Source organism: Pantoea sp. Fr-CA_6 (assembly GCF_024520895.1).
Classification (GTDB): domain Bacteria; phylum Pseudomonadota; class Gammaproteobacteria; order Enterobacterales; family Enterobacteriaceae; genus Pantoea; species Pantoea agglomerans.
The window spans coordinates 102,501-122,258 of record NZ_JALNPO010000011.1 but is presented as its reverse complement, the minus strand read 5'-3'; the positions used below and the strand labels follow the sequence as shown (position 1 = coordinate 122,258).

Below are 19,758 nucleotides of genomic sequence, written 5' to 3'. Positions count from 1 at the left end.
CCTGTTCTAGTCAAACTCCAGTTCCACCTGCTCCGATCCAATCAACGAGCGCAGATCGTTAAGTAAACGATCGCTGGGCGAAATTCGCCACGCTGCACCAAAGCGCAGCTTCGCTCGCGCGTCGGCTCTCTGATAGTAGAGATGCACCGGAATAGTCCCTGATCGATGAGGTTCCAGAGACTGACGGAGTCGGTTTAATAGCTGGTCATCAATTTGCCTGTCCGTCAGCGAGATAGCAAGTCCGCGCGCGTATTTTTCGCGAGCTTCGTCGATGTCCATGACTTCACGAGCGGTCATTTTAAGGCCACCACTGAAGTCATCAAAGCTGACCTGTCCGCTGACGATCAGAATTCGGTCTTTCTCCAGCAACTGCTGGTATTTATCTAACGCATCGGTAAATAACATCACCTCAAGACGACCGGAGCGATCGTCCAGAGTACAGATACCAATTCGGTTGCCGCGTTTGGTGACCATTACCCGTGCCGCGATCACCAGACCGGCCGCCACGGTAATTTTACCCCGATCGGTAGGATGCATATCTTTCAGCCGCACCCCGCCAACGTAACGCTCAATTTCTTTCAGGTACTGATTAATCGGGTGGCCGGTAAGGTAAAGCCCCAGCGTTTCCCGTTCGCCATCCAGCTGCACCTGCTCAGGCCACGGCGTGACGCTGGCGTACGATTTCTCAACCTGTTCCGGCTCTTCCGCCAGTACGCCAAACATATCAGCCTGGCCAATCGCTTCCGCTTTCGCGTGCTGATCGGCCGCTTTTAACGCGTCACTGAGTGAACTCATCAGCGCAGCACGATGCGGTCCAAGGCGATCAAAGGCCCCGGACATGATCAATTTTTCCATTACCCGACGGTTGATCTTTTTGGTGTCGGTACGGGCGCAGAGATCAAACAACTCGCGGAAATAACCGCCTTCGTTACGGGCGTCGATGATCGCTTCGATCGGACCTTCACCGACGCCTTTAATCGCGCCAATGCCGTAAACGATCTCGCCCGCGTCATTAACATGGAACTGATAGAGACCGGAGTTGATATCAGGCGGCAGGACTTTCAGTCCCATCCGCCAGCACTCATCGACCAGGCCAACCACTTTCTCGGTGTTATCCATATCGGCGGTCATGACCGCAGCCATAAACTCAGCCGGATAGTGCGCCTTCAGCCACAACGTCTGGTAGGAGACGAGTGCGTAGGCCGCAGAGTGTGACTTGTTAAAGCCATAACCTGCAAATTTTTCTACCAGATCGAAGATCTTCATCGACAGTTCCCCGTCGATGCCCATACTTTCGGCACCGTCGCGGAATACAGAACGCTGTTTGGCCATCTCCTCGGGTTTCTTTTTACCCATGGCGCGACGCAGCATATCCGCACCGCCCAGCGTGTAACCGGAGAGAACCTGGGCGATCTGCATCACCTGTTCCTGATAGAGGATGATGCCGTAGGTCGGTTCCAGCACCGGTTTCAGGCTTTCATGCTGCCACTGAATGTCGGGATAGGAGATCGCTTCACGGCCATGCTTACGGTCAATGAAGTTATCCACCATGCCGGACTGCAGTGGGCCAGGACGGAACAGCGCCACCAGTGCGATCATATCTTCGAAGCAGTCGGGCTTCAGACGCTTAATCAGATCTTTCATGCCGCGCGATTCAAGCTGGAACACCGCGGTGGTTTCCGAGCGCTGCAGCATATCGAAGCTTTTCTTATCGTCCAGCGGGATAGAGGCGATATCGATCGGCTCCAGTCCCTGCTTTTCCCGGCGCGGGTTGATCATCTTCAGCGCCCAGTCGATGATGGTCAGCGTACGCAGGCCCAGGAAGTCGAACTTCACCAGGCCGGCATATTCCACATCATTTTTATCGAACTGAGTTACCGGGAACTGCCCATGCTCATCGCAATAGAGCGGCGCAAAATCGGTGATCTTCGTTGGCGCAATGACCACGCCGCCCGCATGTTTACCGGCGTTACGCGTGACCCCTTCCAGCTTGCGCGCCATGTCGATCAGCGCTTTAACCTCTTCGTCCGCGTCATACATGGCGGGAAGCTGCGGTTCAGCAATAAAAGCTTTTTCCAGCGTCATGCCGGGATCGGGCGGGATCAGTTTTGAAATGCGGTCAACGAAGCCGTAAGGATGTCCCAGCACGCGGCCCACATCGCGAATGACCGCTTTCGCCGCCATGGTGCCGAAGGTAATAATCTGGGAAACCGCTTCACGTCCGTACATATCTGCAACGTGTTCGATCACCTGATCGCGCTTCTCCATGCAGAAGTCGACGTCGAAATCGGGCATCGAGACGCGTTCCGGGTTCAGGAAGCGTTCGAACAGCAGGTCAAATTCCAGCGGATCGATATCGGTGATTTTCAGCGCATAGGCCACCAGCGAACCGGCACCGGAACCACGCCCCGGCCCGACCGGCACGCCGTTGTCCTTCGACCACTGGATGAACTCCATTACGATCAGGAAGTAGCCGGGGAAACCCATCTGGTTAATAACGTTGAGTTCAATCTCCAGACGTTCATCATATTCCGGGCGTTTCTCAAGGCGTTCGGCTTCGTCCGGGAACAGGAACTCCAGACGCTCTTCCAGACCCTCACGGGATTTCACTACCAGATAATCTTCGGTGGTCATGTCACCGGTCGGGAACTGCGGCAGGAAGTATTCGCCCAGCCGGACCGTGACGTTACAACGCTTAGCAATCTCTACGCTGTTTTCCAGCGCTTCCGGGATGTCCGAGAAGAGCTCGCACATCTCCTCTTCGCTGCGCATATATTGCTGAGGACTGTAGTTACGCGGACGCTTGGGATCATCCAGCGTATAGCCGTCATGAATGGCAACGCGAATTTCGTGCGCATCGAAATCTTCTGCATTGATAAAGCATACTTCATTGGTGGCAACCACCGGTATTCCCTCTGCAATCGCCAGTTCAACTGCCGCATGCAGATAGCTCTCTTCGTCCTGACGGCCGGTACGAATCAGCTCCAGGTAGTAGCGATCGGGGAAATGTTGCTGGTAAAACGACAGGCATTGCGAAACCAGGGCATTGTTGCCGCGCAGCAGGCTGCGACCCACATCGCCACGCCGTCCGCCTGACAGCAGGATTAATCCTTCCTGCAATTCAATCAGCCAGTCGCGGTCGATGATCGGTCCGTCCACGCCATACCCACGCTGATAGGCACGGGAGATCAGCAGCGTCAGGTTCTGGTATCCGGTATTACTGGACGCCAGCACGGTAAGCTGTGTCAGTTCATCCCCCATCAGCTCACTGGCAACGTTGAAATCGGCACCAATGACCGGCTTTATCCCTGCGCTGTGCGCGCCACCGTAGAATTTCACCAGGCCACAGAGGTTAGTGAAGTCGGTAATCGCGATAGCCGGCATGCCAAGGGCAGCCGCCTTCTTGATTAACGGCCCGGTTTTCGCCAGGCCATCAACCATCGAATAGTCACTGTGGACACGCAGATGTATAAAACGGGGTTCAGCCATATCAGTTTCCGGTTAAAACAGCGTCAGGCTATTAAAGCGTAAGGGTCTGGCGGGCAGCCAGTACTTCAGCATCGAGCAGCGCATTGCGTACGGGCGCAAAACTGCGACGGTGGTGCGGCGTGACGCCATACTGCGTCAGTTTTTCCATATGCAGCGCCGTCGGATAACCTTTGTGCTGCGCAAAACCATACTGCGGGAACAGCAGATCGAGTTCGGTCATCTCCTGGTCACGCGACACTTTGGCGATGATCGATGCTGCACTGATTTCGGCAACCAGACTATCCCCTTTAACTACCGCCTGTGAAGGCATTGGCAGTGCCGGGCAACGATTACCATCAATCAGCACATAATCGGGCTGAATGCCGAGGCCAGCTACGGCGCGCTGCATCGCCAGCATAGTGGCATGCAGAATGTTGAGCTGATCGATCTCTTCAGGCTCTGCGCGTCCCAGACTCCATGCCAGCGCTTTCTCTTTGATTTCGTCATACAACGCCAGGCGGCGCTTTTCAGACAGTTTCTTCGAGTCGGCCAGGCCGGTAATCGGGTTTGCCGGATCGAGGATCACCGCGGCAGTAACGACCGCGCCAACCAGCGGACCGCGCCCCACTTCGTCCACACCGGCAATCAGTCTGGCGACAGGATAGATAAAATCAGGCATTCACCAGCTCCAGTACCGCATCCGCTGCCTGCTCATCGGCGCTCCAGCGGATCTGTTGATGTAATTCATGAAACGTCTGCAGGAGTGTTTCTCGCTCAGGCCCGGCATGCAGCAGCGGATCTAACGCTGCGGCCAGGGCTTCAGGCTGACACTCATCCTGCAGTAACTCTTTGACCAGCTCACGCCCTGCCAGCAGGTTTGGCAGCGATACGTAAGGGGTTTTGACCAGCCGTTTCGCCAGCCAGAAGGTGGCCGGCTTCATGCGATAACCGACAACCATTGGGCATTTTGCCAGCATGCACTCAAGTGCGGCAGTGCCTGACGCCAGGAGTGCGGCATCGCTCGCAATCATCGCCTCACGTCCCTGACCATCAAGCAGATGCATCGGCAGTTCGGGGGCGGTTTCGGCTTTAATCTTCTCAAACTGTTCGCGGCGACGGGCGTTGACCAGCGGCACCACGATTTCCAGTGCCGGATAGTGACGACGCAGCAACTGAGCGGTTTTCAGAAAATCGGCGCTGAGCATTTCCACTTCCGCACCCCGGCTGCCGGGCAGCAAGGCCAGGCAGAGCGCATCATCGGCAATGCCCAGATGACGGCGTGCAGCCAGCTTATCGGGTTGCAGCGGCATGGCATCCGCCATGGTGTGACCGATAAAACGACAGGGAACGTTATAGCGATCGTAGAAAGCTTTTTCAAATGGCAGGAACGCCAGCACCAGATCGGTGTTACGACCAATCTTAAAGACACGCTTTTGCCGCCATGCCCACACCGAGGGGCTGACATAGTGGATAGTGCGAATGCCAGTGCGTTTAAGATTGCCTTCCAGCGTGATATTGAAATCGGGCGCATCAATCCCGACAAAGACATCGGGTCGGAGTTCGGTAAAACGCCGGGTGAGATCGCGACGGATTGTCAGCAGGCGTCGCAGGCGACCGAGCACCTCGACAATGCCCATCACCGCCAGCTCTTCCATCTCATACCAGGCTTCACACCCTTCAGCCTGCATCAGGGGACCCGCCACGCCGACAAAGCGTGCATCCGGATGACGGGCTTTCAGGGCACGGATCAGACCTGCACCAAGAATATCGCCGGAGGTTTCTCCGGCGACCAGGGCAATCGTTAAGGGACGCGCTGACATGGATTAACGAATTAATCCACGGGTTGAACGGGTGAAGAAATCGTAGAAAGGTTGCACTTCGCTGTGCTGCTGTGCGATGGCTTCGATCTCCGGTTTCACTTCCTCAAGCGTTCTGCCACTGCGATAGAGCAACTTGTAGGCGTTGCGGATAGCGTGCAACGACTCTTTGCTGAAGCCACGACGCTTGAGACCTTCGATATTGATCCCGAACGGCGTAGCGTGGTTGCCCTGCGCAATAACGTAAGGCGGCACATCCTGCGCCACGCCCGAACAGCCGCCAACCATCACGTGAGCACCGATGATGCACCACTGATGTACCGCTGTCATGCCGCCAATAATGGCGAAATCATCGACCGTCACGTGACCACCCAGGGTGGCGTTGTTGGCGAAGATACAGCGGTTGCCAATCACGCAGTCATGCGCGATGTGAGCATTAACCATCAGCAGATTATCGCTGCCCACTGTGGTGACCTGGCCACCCTGCGTGGTGCCGCGATGAATCGTCACGCTTTCACGGATGCGGTTACGATCACCGATCTCAACCCGTGTTGGCTCACCGGCATATTTCAGATCCTGATTCACTTCGCCAATTGAGGCGAACTGATAAATCTGATTATCTTTACCGATGCGCGTGTGGCCGTTCACCACAACATGTGACTTCAGTACCGTTCCTTCACCGATCTCAACATTCGCACCAATAAAGCAAAACGGGCCAATGTGAACGCGGGCGCCAATAATAGCGCCCTCTTCGATGACAGAACTGGGATGGATAGTGGCTGTTGGATCAATCACGAATTATGCCTCCCGGCTGCGGGCACACATCATGGTCGCTTCACAAACGATTTTACCGTCGACAGTCGCCACGCCTTTAAAGCGGGTCAGACCACGGCGGGTTTTCTCGAAAGTGACTTCCATGATCATTTGGTCGCCTGGTACCACAGGGCGCTTGAAACGGGCACTGTCGATACCGGCAAAGTAGTAGAGTTCGCCTGGCTCCAGTTTACCTACGCTTTTAAACGCCAGAATACCGGTAGCCTGCGCCATCGCTTCCAGGATCAGAACGCCAGGAAAAATCGGTTTACCAGGGAAGTGCCCCTGGAAAAACGGTTCATTAACAGAAACGTTCTTCACTGCACGCAGGTATTTGTGCTCTTCAAATTCCAGCACGCGGTCTACCAGCAGAAACGGATAGCGGTGCGGCAGCAGCTCTAAAATCTCTTCAATTTTCAGAGTATGAGTTTCAGTAGTCAAAATACTCTTCCTGTCCTAAAAATCTGATGACATCAATAACACGGCCTGCACAGATCAAAATGATCTTCCGCAGGCCGCAAATAGGTTCTGTGGCGCCGGGCTTCCCTGCTTAACATTTTTATTATGAAAGCCGGTCAGTTTTGGGATGGCGGTTAGTCGTCTTTGCCGACCTTGCGCTCGATGGCTTTTAAGCGTTTGCTCATGTCATCGATGTTCATCACCAGCGCTGCAGTTTTGCGCCAGGTTTTGTTGGGTTGCAGCGGAATGCCTGATGAATAGACACCAGGCTCTGTGATAGGACGCATGACCATACCCATACCGGTCACCGTTACTTTGTCACAGATTTCCATATGGCCGTTAATGACGCTGGCACCGCCAATCATACAGTAACGCCCAATTTTCAAACTACCCGCCATGATCACACCGCCTGCAACCGCAGTATTGTCGCCAATAACTACGTTGTGAGCGATCTGGCACTGGTTGTCTATGATAACACCATTGCCGATCAGAGTGTTATCCAGCGCACCGCGATCGATAGTGGTGCAGGCACCTATTTCTACGCGATCGCCGATTATCACCGCGCCTAACTGCGGGATTTTCACCCAGTTACCGCGATCGTTGGCATAGCCGAAACCATCAGAACCGATGACGGTACCTGACTGAATCAGGCAATCCTGACCGATTTCAATTTCGTGATAAACAGAGACGTTGGCCCAGAGACGGGTACCGCTGCCGATACGAGTTTTTTTGCCAACAAAACATCCTGCACCAATGACCACGTTATCGCCCAGCTCAACATCCGCTTCGATCACCGCATTGGCGCCAATGGCGACGTTGCTCCCGAGTCGGGCTGAGGGATCGATCACTGCACTGGGGGCAATATTTTGCGCTGGCTGTGGCGTGGTATCGAGTATTTGTGCCATACGCGCATAGGTCAGGTAGGGATCTTTCACCACCAGCGCTGCGGTATTGCACCACTCCAGATCCGCTTCCGTCAGCACCACGGCTGAGGCCTTAATCAGGGCGAGTTGCTCGCGGTAACGGCTGTTTGCAAGAAAAGTGATTTGGCCAGTTGTGGCGGATTGCATAGAAGCAATGCCGGAGATGACGATATCGCCATCTCCGTGCAATTCTGCATCCAACTGCTGGGCTAAATCAGCCAGTCGAATAGATGACATGAATTATTTAACCTGTTTCAGCACGTCAGCAGTGATGTCTTTTGCGTTTGACGCATAAGCCACCGCGTTAGCGTCGATCACGACGTCGTAACCATCGCTGTCAGCGACTTTCTTCACGGCATCCTGAATACGGCTCAGCAGCTTGTTACGCTCTTCCATCTGACGACGGCGATTATCCTGCTCAAAAGACTGGGCTTTTGTAGAGAAAGCTTCACGCTGAGACATGACATCTTTTTCCATACGGCTGCGTTCGCTCGCCTTCATGGTAGAACCGTCACGCTGCAGACGCTGCATTTTGGTTTGCAGATCGCGCTCCTGGCTCTGCAACTCAGTTGCACGGCCTTTGAACTCGTTTTCCAGCTGTTTAGCAACAGTCGCACGTTGCGGTAACTGTTGGAAAATGCTGGACACGTTTACCACTGCAATTTTGTCGGCAGCCTGAACACCAGCGGAGACCGCTAAAGCAAGACCCAGACCTGCGGCACACAACAACTTTTTCACTATAAACTCCTTACCATCAACGTTTGTGTCAGCGACACAGTGTTTGCCCCGGAACAGCAACAGGTGCTGTCCGGCAGCAATACTTCAGCTATGCATCCATGCTCAGAACATTACCAGGTTTTACCAATGTTAAACTGGAACTGCTCTGACTTGTCTCCATCGACTTTCTTCATCGGCTGGGCGTAAGAGAACACCAGCGGGCCGAGCGGTGACATCCACTGTAGCGCAACACCGCTGGATACACGGATATTGTTTGGATCGCTGTAGTCAGGAATGCCCGCCGCACGCGTTTCCGCAGTATTTTCCCAATGGGTATCCCACGCTGTACCGGCATCGACAAACACCGAGGTACGAACCGAGTTAGCATACTTCTCGCTCAGGAACGGCGTTGGCGTAATCAGCTCAAGGCTGGCAATCGCCATGGCGTTACCGCCCACCGCATCGTCAGACTTACAGACGCCATTTGGATCGGCGATTCGGCAGTTCGACGAGTTGTTATTTAAGTAGGCTGCTTTCGGTCCAATGGTGTTGGACTGGAAGCCGCGCACGGTGCTTGAACCACCGGCGTAGAAGTTCTCGTAGAACGGCATCTCTTTGCCGTCGAGACCATCGCCATAACCTACGCGACCACGGCCTAACAGCACCCAGGTACGATCCTGGTTAATCGGCACATACTGCTGAGTATCCAGCGTGGCCTTATAGAAGCTGTTATCCGAGCCCGGAATCGTCACCTTACCGTTCAGGTTGGTACGGTTACCGGACGTCGGGAAGAAGCCGCGGTCCAGGGTGTTATAAGTCCAGCCGTAGTTAAAGGTGAAGTCATCTGCTGAGAAATCACCTTCATCATTGAGCTGCTGCGGCTTGCCGACCGAGTCAAGATAACGCCACATCGCCACCTGAGGCTGCATGTTTGACAGGTCATTGTGGACATAGCCCAGACCGACACGCAGGGTGTTGTTTTCGTTAACCGGGAAGCCAAGCGTGCCATCCAGACCATAACTTTTGTTGGTATAGTCAGAAAGGTCCGCGTTATCTGCTTTAAAGTCGTTGTAGAACAGACGACCACCCAGACTAACACCATCAACGGTAAAGTAAGGGTCAGTCAGCGAGAATTCAGCATAGGTCTGGTAATCGTTCTTGGTGCCGCTGATGCCCACGGTATTACCGGTGCCCAGCCAGTTATCCTGCGTGACGCCGACCTGGAAGCTCACACCACTTTCGGTGCCGTAGCCGACGCCGAAGTTAAAGGTACCGGTGTTACGCTCTTTAACCTTGTAGACCACGTCAACCTGGTCCGGCGAACCTGGCACACGCTGAGTATCCACATCAACGGTTTCAAAGTAACCGGTACGGTTCAGACGCTCTTTACCCTGTTCAACCAGATCGCTGCCCAGCCACGCGCCTTCCATCTGACGCATTTCGCGACGTAACACGGAGTCTTTCGACGTGTCATTGCCTTCGAAACGGACGTTACGGACATAATAACGGTTACCCGCATCCACATTAATATGCAGTTTTACGGTTTTGTCGGCGTCGTTGATTTCTGGCTGTGTTGCCACGCGCGGATAAGCATAGCCGTAGCGGCCCAGCAGTTTCTTGATGTCATCTTCCATTTTCGTGACTTTGGCGCCGTTATAAAGCTCGCCCGCCGGAATCTTGGTCAGATGTTCAATTTCTGCTGAATGGCCCGCCATGCTGCCATTGACGATCACGCCTGCGATTTTGTACTGGTCACCTTCGGTGATGTTCACCGTGATGTAGATGCCTTTTTTATCAGGCGTCAGGCTGACCTGCGTTGAATCGATGTTAAAGCGTGCATAGCCACGATCCAGATAGAAGCTGCGCAGGGTTTCAAGGTCACCCGCCAGTTTCTGCTTCTGATATTTACGATCGCCGACCACGTTCCACCATGGCACTTCATCGCGCAGCTGGAAGCGGGAAATCAGCTCATCGGAGCTAAAGGCTTTATTACCGACGATGTTGATCTGCTGAATTTTTGCAGAGACACCTTCAGTAAAGACCAGCTTCAGATCCACACGGTTACGCGGCAGTGGCGTGACCACGGCTTTCACGTTGGCGGTATATTTACCTACGCTGTAGTAGAAATCCTCAAGTCCCTTCTCGATAGAGGAGATGGTGGTACGGTCCAGCGCTTCGCCGACACGGACACCTGAGGCTTCCAGATTTTGTTTGAGCTGATCCTCTTTCACCGCTTTGTTACCGGTGAAGGTAATGCTGGCAATGGTAGGACGTTCTTTGACCTGGACAATCAGCGTTGTACCGTCTCGCAGGACCTGAACATCCTCAAAGTTGCCAGTAGCGAACAGCGAGCGAATGGTATTTCTGACATCATCGTCATTCACCGTATCGCCAACCCGTACTGGCATGCTCAGCAGAGCCGCGCCGACGGCGACTCGCTGCAGCCCTTCGAAATGAATATCCTTCACTACGAAATCGTCTGCACCGTAAACGGTGGCGCTGCTAAACAGCAGCGACGCTATGAGCAACTTTTTCATCGCCATCGTTGTTATGCGTTTTCCTAACACATCCCTCGAATGTTCGCGTTCCAGCGGTTACAAACGTGAGAAATCATTGAAAAGTGCAAGCCCCATTAACAGCACCAGTAAAATTGAACCGATGCGATAACTAAAGTCCTGAACTCGCTCGGACACCGGTCCACCCTTGATCTTTTCGATCGCCAGGAAGAGCAAGTGCCCACCATCTAAAACCGGCAGAGGGAACAGGTTGATGATGCCCAGGTTGACGCTAATCAACGCCAGGAACATCAGGTAGTAAATCAACCCATACTCTGCTGACAACCCTGCACCCTGCGCAATCGAAATTGGCCCGCTCAGGTTGTTCAGCTTCACATCACCGGTTATTAACTTGCCCAGCATGGAGACGGTGAGCTTCATCAGTTGCCAGGTTTTTACACTAGCTTCACCGATAGCCGCAAACGCGCCATACTGTCTTACCGTCTTGTACTCTTCTGGCAGAGGAACAATGCGCGGAATGACACCCGCAAATCCCGCTTTACTGCCAGATTTCGCTTCTGGCGTCATCGTCAGCGCAATAGACTCACCGCCGCGATCCACCTCAAGCGCCATGCTTTTGCCGGGGTTATCCCGGACCTGCGTGACAAAAGTCTGCCACTGCGATAATGGCTGACCATCGACTTTAACGATCCTGTCGCCTGCTTGCAAACCGGCTTCACTGGCTGGCGAGTTCGCCTGCACTTCTGCCAGCGTGGTCTCAATCTGCGGACCGCGTGGCTGAATCCCTAACGCGACGACCGGATCCTGCTTATCAGGCTCAAACTGCCAGTTACGCAAATCCAGCTGTTTCTGCTGGGTCGCGTCCTCGCCAAATCGAGCCACCGTTAAGGTGGTGCTGCTGTCGCCGATTTTACCCACCAGCGCCATACGCACAGCATCCCAGTCAGGCGTTTCGATACCGTCAACAGCCTTAAGTTCCATGCCGGGCGTAATTTGAGCTTCCGCAGCCACCGAACCGTTTAAAATTTCACCGATTACCGGGCGCACGCCGGGCACGCCGTGAATAAACACAACCCAGTAGGCAAAGATGGCAAAGATGAAATTAGCGACAGGACCTGCCGCAATGATGGAGGCGCGTTGCCAGACGGCTTTGTTGTTAAAAGCCTGATGACGAAATTCGGCTGGCACGCTTTCAACACGCTCGTCGAGCATTTTAACGTAGCCGCCAAGGGGAATCAGCGCGATGACAAATTCGGTGCCGTGGCGGTCACGGCGCTGCCAGAGCGACTTACCAAAACCAATGGAAAAGCGCTCAACTTTGACGCCACAGCGACGAGCGACCCAGAAATGGCCAAACTCATGAACGGTAATTAATACGCCCAGCGCAACGATAAAGGCGACGAAACTCCAGAGTATGCTCAACATCTTTGCCTGTCCTTAAAGGGTGCGAAACACCAGCAGCAATAAACAGGCAAACACCGGCACCGCCGCAGTCAGACTATCAATACGATCAAGAATGCCGCCGTGACCAGGAATCAGATTACCACTGTCTTTGATGCCCGCTTCACGTTTAAACATGCTCTCAGTGAGGTCGCCCAGTACGGAGGCCAGCGTCGCGATAATCGCGCAAATCACCAGCGTACCGGTGGAAACCGTCAGTGGCGCCAGCGTCGCAAACAGCACTGCAATCAGCGCCGAGGTGACCAGACCGCCCAGGAAGCCTTCCCAGGTTTTGCCTGGTGAGACCTTTGGCGCCAGCTTGTGCTTGCCTAACATCTTGCCAAACATATAAGCACCTGAATCCGCTCCCCATACCAGCAGCAACACAAACAGCAACCACCAGGCACCGGCGAAGTGGTCGGTGTCATAGTGATACTGGCGCAGCGCCACCATGCCCCAGAAAAAAGGGACCAGCGTTAACACGCCAAACAGTAAGCGAAGGGGACGCGAATGGCGCCAGAAGGCCGCAGAAGCGGGATAGGAGAGCACCAGCAGCAGTGCAACGACCCACCACACCAGCGACGCCCAAAGCGATGTCGCGATCTGTGGCAGATGCACCGTGTGTTGATAAGGTGGCAGCGTAAACTGCATCAGCGCCAGCAGCAGACCACAAAGTACAGCCAGCCAGACGCGCTGTTGCCGTGATGCCATCCCTGCAAACTGACCCCATTCCCAGGCTGCCAGCATGCAGATAACGATGGTTGTCAGGGCGAAGCCAACAGGCGGTAACCAGAACAGTGCAGCTATTACCAGCGGAATTAATATCAACGCGGTAATCAGACGAGACTTCAGCAAAGGTTACCCCCAGATTGCTCAGGCGCCGCCTGGTGCAGCGCCGCCAAAACGACGCTCCCGCAGAGAGAATGCATTCAGTGCACCTTCAAAAACGTGTTCATCGAAATCCGGCCAGAGCACATCGGTAAAATAGAATTCAGCATAGGCAATCTGCCACAGCAGGAAGTTGCTAATCCGATGCTCTCCCCCGGTCCTTATCACTAAATCCACTGGCGCCAGCTCCTGCATACAGAGCTGCGACGTCAGGCTCTCTTCGGTAATCTGGTCAGGTCGCAGTAATCCTTCCTGAACCTGTTCAGCCAGTTTTTTCACGCCTTCGATAATATCCCAACGGCCGCCATAGTTGGCAGCAATGTTGAGCGTCAGGCCACTATTATTTGCGGTCAGCGTCTCAGAACGGCGAATACGTTCCTGAATACGCGGGCTGAAACGGCTGGTATCGCCAATGACGCGTAAGCGAACATTGTGTTTGTGCAGGCTCTTCACTTCACTATCAAGCGCCCAGACAAAGAGTTCCATTAACGCGGTGACTTCCTGCGGCGGACGACTCCAGTTTTCACTGCTGAAGGCGTAAAGCGTCAGGGCTTCAAGATTGTTACTGACCGCAAAGCTGACGGCACGGCGTACCGATTTAACACCAGCTTTGTGGCCTGAAATGCGCAATTTTCCCTGATTTTTGGCCCAGCGGCCATTGCCATCCATGATGATAGCGACGTGGCGCGGACCGTTTCCCTGCTGGTCATCAGTGTTGTTGTGATTGTTAGACGACATAACGCTTAACCAATTCCTTTCATCAGAAATGCTGTGGTTTCTGAATACATTGCGCCCGATTCAAATCCCGACACACTCTCAGTGCCGGGCCACACCGAATTCGGTGACAGACCGTGAAACGCGAGCCAGCGACTATATCATTTTCACCTGAAGCGAACAAATGGCCTCATAACGATCGGCATCACGACGTGAAACGCGGCAACATTTCTGTCGCCAGCGCGCGCGCAGTGCGATCGATTTCAAGGACAGCGTCCACCGAATCCGGCTCCGGACACACTTGTGCCGCCATCACCTCACTATTAAGCGCGGCAATGTCGGTGAAGCGGATCTGGTGATTCAGGAAAGCCGCGACGGCAACCTCGTTGGCTGCATTCAGCGTGGTGGTCGCCGCCTGCCCTGCATCACAGGCATCAATGGCCAGTTTCAGACAGGGGTAGCGACTAAAATCAGGTTCTGCAAAGGAGAGCGCCGACATGCGGGTAAAATCCAGCGGCGTCACGCCTGCATTGATGCGCGAAGGCCAGGCCATGCTGTGGGCAATCGGCGTACGCATATCAGGAGAACCTAATTGAGCCAGCACGCTGCCATCGCAGTATCGCACCATGGAGTGAATCACCGACTGTGGGTGGAGTATCACTTCCATCTGCGCTGCGCTGGCATTAAACAACCAACGGGCTTCAATGTACTCAAGACCTTTATTCATCATGGTGGCCGAATCGACAGAGATTTTTCTCCCCATCGACCAGTTCGGATGTGCACAGGCCTGATCTGGCGACATGGCGCTGAGATCCGCTAAATCTGTGTCACGAAAAGGACCACCCGATCCCGTAAGGATAATCGACTCAATGCCATTATCCCGCAGGTCAGCGTAACCTAACTGATGCTGGATGGTAGCCGGTAAACTCTGAAAAATGGCGTTATGCTCGCTGTCGACCGGTAGTAACTGTGCGTTATGATGACGCACGGCCTCCATAAACAAACGGCCGCAGGTGACAAGCGATTCTTTGTTGGCCAGCAGCACCGTTTTTCCGGCGCGAATGGCCGCCAGCGTCGGCAGCAAACCCGATGCGCCGACGATCGCCGCCATCACCTGATCCACCTCATCCAGCGCGGCCAGCTCACAGGCTGCCTGAACGCCGGAGAGCACTTCAGTATTGACCCTGATTGCTCTCAGTCGCTCACGCAACGCAGCGGCGGATGCCTCGTCTGCCATGCAGGCGAAGCGCGGTGTAAAGGCCGCACACTGCTCGGCCATCAGCGCCACGTTATGGCCGGCAACCAGCGCCGTAATCTGATAAAGCGCCGGGTTGGCGCGCACCACCGCCAGCGTACTGGTGCCGATAGAGCCGGTGGATCCCAGCAGAGTTAATCGCTTCATGAAGCTATCCGTGTGAAGTCAGCGTGCCCACAGGCACAATGTAAAACGCCGCCAGATGTCGCATTCATACGAATACCTCTCTGTACGGCGTTTTGTCCGGCAGTGATGGGATTAGAAATCCATCAGCTCCGTCTCTTTTTCTGACAGTGCAGCATCAACTTTCTTGATGTACGCATCGGTCATTTTTTGCACTTCATCCTGCGCACGACGTTCGTCGTCTTCGCTGATCTCTTTATCTTTCAGCAGCGCTTTGATTTTATCGTTGGCATCCCGACGGACGTTACGTACCGACACACGGCCCTGCTCGGCTTCGCCGCGCACGATTTTAATCAGATCTTTACGACGCTCTTCTGTCAGCGCAGGCAGCGGAACACGGATGTCGGTACCGGCTGAACTTGGGTTCAGACCGAGATCGGACTTCATGATCGCTTTTTCGACTGCCGGACTCAGTGAACGATCAAACACGTTGATTTTCAGCGTGCGTGAATCTTCCACAGTGACAGAAGCCAGCTGACGCAGTGGCGTCGGCGTGCCGTAATATTCGACGACAATGCCGTCGAGCAGCGAAGGTGAAGCACGACCGGTGCGCACTTTGCTGATGGTGGTTTTGAATGCTTCAACGCATTTTTCCATGCGCGTGTCAGCATCTTTTTTGATGTCGTTAATCACGTTGAAACCCTTGGATTCGGTTTGACCTGGCCAGTTCCGGCGTAACCGGAAGCGGGATCGATAATCATCGATAATCCTGACTGGTGCGCGATGCATTATCATCGCGCTGACAGAATATACCTTATTTTATCTCGCCTCGGGTATTAATGCGTAATCAGGGTGCCTTCTTTTTCACCCATCACTACGCGACGCAGTGCGCCAGGCTTATTCATGTTGAAAACACGGATAGGTAATTTGTGGTCACGCGCCAGGGTAAAGGCCGCAAGATCCATCACTTTCAGCTCCTGATCCAGCACTTCAGCATAGGTCAGTTGCTCATACAGCGTTGCGTCCGGGCTTTTCACCGGATCCGCAGAGTAGACGCCGTCTACTTTGGTCGCTTTCAGCACGACGTCCGCTTCAATCTCAATGCCGCGCAGGCACGCTGCAGAGTCAGTGGTGAAGAACGGGTTACCGGTACCGGCGGAGAAGATCACCACGCGGTTGTTACGCAGCAGGCTGATCGCTTCTGCCCAGCTGTAGTTGTCACAGACGCCATTCAGTGGAATCGCTGACATCAGGCGTGCATTCACATAGGCGCGGTGCAGTGCATCACGCATCGCCAGGCCGTTCATCACGGTTGCCAGCATACCCATGTGGTCACCCACAACGCGGTTCATGCCGGCCTGCTGCAGGCTCGCTCCACGGAACAGGTTCCCTCCGCCAATCACCACGCCAACCTGGATGCCCAGTTCAACCAGCTCTTTTACCTCTTGTGCCATGCGGTCAAGCACACTCGCGTCGATACCAAAACCTTCAGCGCCTTGCAGGGCTTCGCCGCTGAGTTTAAGCAGGATACGTTGATAAACAGGTTTTGCGTTGGTCGCCATGGTCAGTTCTTCCTGGAAGATTGGGTGTAAAGGAGAAGTAAATTCTGATCGATCATCCGCTTACCGCAATGAAATTGCTATTGGGATGAAACTGAAAACGTATCTGTTGCGATTTACAGACAAAAAAGAACCGCCATCTGGCGGTTCTTTCAAAGCATTAAGACTGTTTGGACATTGCTGCAACTTCTGCAGCGAAGTCAGACTCAACTTTCTCGATGCCTTCACCAACTTCGAAGCGGATGAAGTTGATAACGTCAGCGCCCTGCTCTTTCAGAGCCTGGCCAACGGTTTTGCTTGGGTCGATAACGAAAGCCTGACCAGTCAGAGAGACTTCGCCGGTGAATTTCTTCATACGGCCTTCAACCATCTTCTCTGCGATCTCTTTTGGCTTGCCAGACTGCATCGCGATGTCCAGCTGAACCTGGTACTCTTTATCAACCACGTCAGCAGAAACGTCTTCTGGCTTAACGAATTCAGGCTTGCTTGCGGCAACGTGCATCGCGATCTGTTTGATCAGATCTTCGTTAGCGCCTTTGGTTGAAACCAGAACGCCGATACGTGCGCCGTGCAGGTAGCTGCCCAGCTCTGCGCCTTCCAGGATAGCAACGCGACGGATGTTGATGTTCTCACCGATTTTAGCAACCAGTGCAACGCGCTCTTCTTCGAACTGCGCTTTCAGAACTTCAACGTCGGTAACGCGATCAGCTGCAGCCACATCCAGAACTTTGTCTGCGAACGCCTGGAAACCGCCATCTTTTGCAACGAAGTCAGTCTGGCAGTTTACTTCCAGAATCACGCCGTAGTCGCCAACGATCTTGGTTTTGATTACGCCATCAGCAGCAACGTTGCCTGCTTTTTTCGCTGCTTTGATTGCGCCAGACTTACGCATGTTCTCAATCGCCAGCTCAATGTCGCCATTCGCTTCAGTCAGCGCTTTTTTGCAATCCATCATGCCAGCGCCAGTACGCTCACGCAGTTCTTTTACCAATGCAGCGGTAATGTCAGCCATTCCAGAATCCTCGGTTCGTGCCTGTGTACGTTTGCACCAGCAGACACTTATTTGCGGAAAATTTACTCTGTCCCGCCGTCCGGTTGGGGGCGTAACAGACTTAGATAAAATAAAGGGGCCAGTATAGGCCCCTTACAGATCACATCTGAATGCTAAGGGCTCTTATGCAGAGCAAACCTTATTAAGCGTTTTCTAAAGACGCTTCTTCAGCTTGCTCAGCCAGGTCCTGAGAGCGGCCTTCGCGAACGGTGGTCGCAACGGCAGTCAGGTACAGGTTTACAGCACGGATTGCATCGTCGTTACCTGGGATAACGAAATCAACGCCATCTGGATCTGAGTTGGTATCAACGATAGCAAATACCGGGATACCCAGGTTGTTTGCTTCTTTGATTGCGATGTGTTCGTGGTCAGCATCGACAACAAACAGCGCGTCTGGCAGACCGCCCATATCTTTGATACCGCCCAGGCTGTTTTCCAGCTTGGCCAGCTCACGCGCACGCATCAGCGCTTCTTTTTTGGTCAGTTTGTCGAAAGTACCATCCTGAGACTGAATCTCCAGATCTTTCAGACGCTTGATTGACTGACGCACGGTTTTCCAGTTAGTCAGCATGCCACCCAACCAGCGGTGGTTTACGAAGAACTGGTCGCAGCTCAGTGCAGACTCTTTTACCGCCTGAGCAGCAGCACGCTTAGTACCTACGATCAGGATCTTACCTTTACGGGAAGAGATCTTGTTCAGTTCAGCCAGAGCTTCGTTGAACATAGGTACAGTTTTTTCCAGGTTGATGATGTGAACCTTGTTACGAGCACCAAAGATGAATGGCTTCATTTTTGGGTTCCAGTAACGGGTCTGGTGACCGAAGTGAACACCAGCCTGGAGCATGTCGCGCATGGAAACAGTTGCCATGATAAAACCTCTAAAGTTTGATTGGGGTTGGGCCTCCATGTATCCCATACGACCGACCTCTTTCAAGGCACCCCGGCGTATGTGTCGATACATGTGTGTTTTATTACACATAATGAGAGTTATGCGTTTCCTGCTGACCGAAACGGCCATACAGAGAATCGTCGGCGCGCTTTATACCACAACCAGCCCAGGGACGCCAATAAATGATCGCTGACGGAGGTCAGCGCGTTCTCTATTTGGCAGCCCATTTGCTGGCTGCTAACATGACAGCACAGAACTTATTATTGTCGAAAATTTCGACAACTGCGGATTAATTTAATGGCAATTTCAATTAAAACCCCTGAAGAAATCGAAAAAATGCGCGTCGCGGGCCGACTGGCCGCCGAAGTGCTGGAGATGATCGAGCCTTACGTAAAACCGGGTGTGACCACCGGTGAACTGGACCGCATCTGCCACGATCACATTACTCAAAAGCAGCAGGCTGTCTCCGCCTGCCTCGGCTATCACGGCTTTCCGAAGTCGGTCTGCATCTCGGTGAATGAAGTGGTGTGCCACGGGATCCCCAGCGATGATCGTCCGTTAAAAGATGGTGATGTAGTGAATATCGATGTCACCGTAATTAAAGATGAATACCACGGCGATACCTCAAAGATGTTTATCGTCGGTAAGCCGACCATTCAGGGTGAACGCCTGTGCCGTGTCACGCAGGAGAGCCTCTATCTCTCACTGCGTCTGATCAAGCCCGGCATCCGCCTGCGCGAACTGGGTCGCGCCATCCAGAAATATGTCGAAGCCAACGACTTCTCTGTGGTGCGCGAATATTGCGGTCACGGTATCGGCAAGGGTTTCCATGAAGAGCCTCAGGTGCTGCATTACGATGCCGATGATGGCGGCGTGGTACTCCAGGCGGGCATGACCTTTACGGTAGAACCGATGGTCAATGCCGGGGATTACCGCATCCGCACCATGAAAGATGGCTGGACGGTAAAAACCAAAGATCGCAGCTTGTCCGCGCAGTATGAGCATACTATTGTGGTGACGGAGAACGGCTGTGAGATTTTAACCCTGCGCAAAGACGACACGCTGCCCGCTGTGCTTGTCGCCGAAGGGTAATTCCCCCATTACAGATCAAGCCGGCGCTGAGCCG

17 protein-coding genes are annotated in these 19,758 nt (G+C 53.7%); 1 reads left to right on the top strand and 16 read right to left on the bottom strand.

Translation table 11 applies throughout. The features are described from left to right. Positions 1–6 precede the first annotated feature (6 nt). From dnaE to rpsB, 16 genes are all read right to left on the bottom strand, one after another. Entirely contained in the window at positions 7–3,489 is a 3,483-nt protein-coding gene (dnaE, locus tag NR201_RS18005) for a DNA polymerase III subunit alpha (protein ID WP_010671865.1), read from the bottom strand. A 31-nt stretch (positions 3,490–3,520) separates the two neighbouring features. Then, positions 3,521–4,147: a ribonuclease HII gene (gene rnhB / locus NR201_RS18000; protein ID WP_022625455.1), complete on the bottom strand. Its 627-nt coding sequence runs from the start codon at positions 4,145–4,147 to the stop codon at positions 3,521–3,523. Then, on the bottom strand, positions 4,140–5,288 hold the full coding sequence (gene lpxB / locus NR201_RS17995) for a lipid-A-disaccharide synthase (RefSeq protein WP_033767972.1): 1,149 nt from the start codon (positions 5,286–5,288) through the stop codon (positions 4,140–4,142). The genes rnhB and lpxB overlap by 8 nt, the downstream gene beginning before the upstream one ends. A 3-nt stretch (positions 5,289–5,291) precedes the next feature. Further along, complete coding sequence (lpxA, locus tag NR201_RS17990) at positions 5,292–6,080, bottom strand: acyl-ACP--UDP-N-acetylglucosamine O-acyltransferase (RefSeq protein ID WP_010254134.1); 789 nt, start codon at positions 6,078–6,080, stop codon at positions 5,292–5,294. A 3-nt stretch (positions 6,081–6,083) separates the two neighbouring features. Beyond that, positions 6,084–6,539, bottom strand: coding sequence for a 3-hydroxyacyl-ACP dehydratase FabZ (gene fabZ, locus NR201_RS17985; protein WP_003852639.1), 456 nt, complete (start codon positions 6,537–6,539; stop codon positions 6,084–6,086). Between the two features lie 152 nt (positions 6,540–6,691). Beyond that, complete coding sequence (lpxD, locus tag NR201_RS17980) at positions 6,692–7,717, bottom strand: UDP-3-O-(3-hydroxymyristoyl)glucosamine N-acyltransferase (protein ID WP_010254128.1); 1,026 nt, start codon at positions 7,715–7,717, stop codon at positions 6,692–6,694. Positions 7,718–7,720: 3 nt separating this feature from the next. Next, complete coding sequence (gene skp / locus NR201_RS17975; RefSeq protein ID WP_010254125.1) at positions 7,721–8,218, bottom strand: molecular chaperone Skp; 498 nt, start codon at positions 8,216–8,218, stop codon at positions 7,721–7,723. A gap of 110 nt (positions 8,219–8,328) precedes the next feature. After that, positions 8,329–10,740, bottom strand: a complete 2,412-nt coding sequence (gene bamA / locus NR201_RS17970; protein WP_010254119.1) for an outer membrane protein assembly factor BamA — start codon at positions 10,738–10,740, stop codon at positions 8,329–8,331. 51 nt (positions 10,741–10,791) lie between these two features. After that, entirely contained in the window at positions 10,792–12,138 is a 1,347-nt protein-coding gene (gene rseP, locus NR201_RS17965; protein WP_010671861.1) for a sigma E protease regulator RseP, read from the bottom strand. Positions 12,139–12,150: 12 nt separating this feature from the next. After that, positions 12,151–13,008 carry a phosphatidate cytidylyltransferase gene (gene cdsA / locus NR201_RS17960; protein WP_256850048.1) on the bottom strand — a complete coding sequence of 286 codons (858 nt, stop codon included), beginning with the start codon at positions 13,006–13,008 and terminating at the stop codon, positions 12,151–12,153. A gap of 18 nt (positions 13,009–13,026) precedes the next feature. Continuing rightward, complete coding sequence (ispU, locus tag NR201_RS17955) at positions 13,027–13,779, bottom strand: (2E,6E)-farnesyl-diphosphate-specific ditrans,polycis-undecaprenyl-diphosphate synthase (protein WP_010254107.1); 753 nt, start codon at positions 13,777–13,779, stop codon at positions 13,027–13,029. A 181-nt stretch (positions 13,780–13,960) separates the two neighbouring features. Beyond that, positions 13,961–15,157, bottom strand: a complete 1,197-nt coding sequence (gene ispC, locus NR201_RS17950; protein WP_010254105.1) for a 1-deoxy-D-xylulose-5-phosphate reductoisomerase — start codon at positions 15,155–15,157, stop codon at positions 13,961–13,963. A gap of 111 nt (positions 15,158–15,268) precedes the next feature. After that, the gene (frr, locus tag NR201_RS17945) at positions 15,269–15,826 is read right to left on the bottom strand and encodes a ribosome recycling factor (protein ID WP_010254103.1); all 558 of its coding nucleotides are present in this window, start codon (positions 15,824–15,826) and stop codon (positions 15,269–15,271) included. A gap of 143 nt (positions 15,827–15,969) precedes the next feature. Next, positions 15,970–16,695 carry a UMP kinase gene (gene pyrH, locus NR201_RS17940; protein ID WP_010254099.1) on the bottom strand — a complete coding sequence of 242 codons (726 nt, stop codon included), beginning with the start codon at positions 16,693–16,695 and terminating at the stop codon, positions 15,970–15,972. Between the two features lie 157 nt (positions 16,696–16,852). Next, on the bottom strand, positions 16,853–17,704 hold the full coding sequence (gene tsf / locus NR201_RS17935; protein WP_010254097.1) for a translation elongation factor Ts: 852 nt from the start codon (positions 17,702–17,704) through the stop codon (positions 16,853–16,855). A 181-nt stretch (positions 17,705–17,885) separates the two neighbouring features. Further along, a complete protein-coding gene (gene rpsB / locus NR201_RS17930; protein ID WP_008925636.1) occupies positions 17,886–18,611 on the bottom strand; it encodes a 30S ribosomal protein S2 in 726 nt (241 codons plus the stop codon). Between the two features lie 318 nt (positions 18,612–18,929). On the opposite strand from rpsB, the gene map reads away from it, so the two are divergent. Then, complete coding sequence (gene map / locus NR201_RS17925) at positions 18,930–19,724, top strand: type I methionyl aminopeptidase (RefSeq protein ID WP_010254092.1); 795 nt, start codon at positions 18,930–18,932, stop codon at positions 19,722–19,724. Positions 19,725–19,758 lie beyond the last annotated feature (34 nt).

What these genes read in the sequence shown, in the direction of transcription:
- rpsB (WP_008925636.1), bottom strand. Translation starts at nt 18,611, where the DNA reads ATGGCAACTGTTTCCATGCGCGACATGCTCCAGGCTGGTGTTCACTTC.
- rnhB (WP_022625455.1), bottom strand. Translation starts at nt 4,147, where the DNA reads ATGCCTGATTTTATCTATCCTGTCGCCAGACTGATTGCCGGTGTGGAC.
- lpxD (WP_010254128.1), bottom strand. Translation starts at nt 7,717, where the DNA reads ATGTCATCTATTCGACTGGCTGATTTAGCCCAGCAGTTGGATGCAGAA.
- pyrH (WP_010254099.1), bottom strand. Translation starts at nt 16,695, where the DNA reads ATGGCGACCAACGCAAAACCTGTTTATCAACGTATCCTGCTTAAACTC.
- rseP (WP_010671861.1), bottom strand. Translation starts at nt 12,138, where the DNA reads ATGTTGAGCATACTCTGGAGTTTCGTCGCCTTTATCGTTGCGCTGGGC.
- lpxB (WP_033767972.1), bottom strand. Translation starts at nt 5,288, where the DNA reads ATGTCAGCGCGTCCCTTAACGATTGCCCTGGTCGCCGGAGAAACCTCC.
- bamA (WP_010254119.1), bottom strand. Translation starts at nt 10,740, where the DNA reads ATGGCGATGAAAAAGTTGCTCATAGCGTCGCTGCTGTTTAGCAGCGCC.
- ispU (WP_010254107.1), bottom strand. Translation starts at nt 13,779, where the DNA reads ATGTCGTCTAACAATCACAACAACACTGATGACCAGCAGGGAAACGGT.
- dnaE (WP_010671865.1), bottom strand. Translation starts at nt 3,489, where the DNA reads ATGGCTGAACCCCGTTTTATACATCTGCGTGTCCACAGTGACTATTCG.
- map (WP_010254092.1), top strand. Translation starts at nt 18,930, where the DNA reads ATGGCAATTTCAATTAAAACCCCTGAAGAAATCGAAAAAATGCGCGTC.
- ispC (WP_010254105.1), bottom strand. Translation starts at nt 15,157, where the DNA reads ATGAAGCGATTAACTCTGCTGGGATCCACCGGCTCTATCGGCACCAGT.
- tsf (WP_010254097.1), bottom strand. Translation starts at nt 17,704, where the DNA reads ATGGCTGACATTACCGCTGCATTGGTAAAAGAACTGCGTGAGCGTACT.